This window comes from Roseovarius sp. A46, assembly GCF_004126395.1.
Taxonomy (GTDB): Bacteria; Pseudomonadota; Alphaproteobacteria; order Rhodobacterales; family Rhodobacteraceae; genus Roseovarius; species Roseovarius nitratireducens.
Genome location: NZ_PVWS01000088.1, coordinates 1 through 491, shown reverse-complemented (window position 1 = coordinate 491; position 491 = coordinate 1). Strand labels below are relative to the sequence as shown.

Annotated in this window: 1 protein-coding gene; it reads right to left on the bottom strand. The window is 61.7% G+C overall.

Annotation, left to right across the window (positions count from 1 at the left end; all coding sequences use genetic code 11):
- On the bottom strand, nt 1-491 hold a 491-nt coding region (locus tag C6W92_RS17480), incomplete at both ends, for an adenosylhomocysteinase (protein WP_164989299.1).

The window sequence follows — 491 nt, the reverse complement described above, 5'->3', positions numbered from 1 at the left end:
GACGGGTGCCCGGTGGCGTTACCAAGATTGAGCAGGCGCCCCTCGGAAAGAAGGATGATCCGGTTGCCCGAGGGCATCTCGATCATGTCCACCTGGTCCTTGATGTTGGTCCACTTGTGGTTCTTGAGCGTCGCCACCTGAATTTCATTGTCGAAATGGCCGATATTGCCGACGATCGCCATGTCCTTCATCGCGCGCATGTGCTCGATGCGGATCACGTCCTTGTTGCCGGTGGTGGTGATGAAGATGTCGGCGCTCTCGACCACATCTTCCAGCACCGTCACCTCGAAGCCGTCCATCGCCGCCTGAAGCGCGCAGATCGGATCGACCTCGGTCACCTTGACCCGCGCGCCAGCCCCACGCAGGCTCGCGGCAGACCCCTTGCCGACATCGCCATAGCCGCAGACGACGGCGACCTTGCCCGCCATCATCGTGTCGGTGGCGCGGCGAATGCCGTCGACGAGGCTTTCCTTGCAGCCATACTTGTTGTC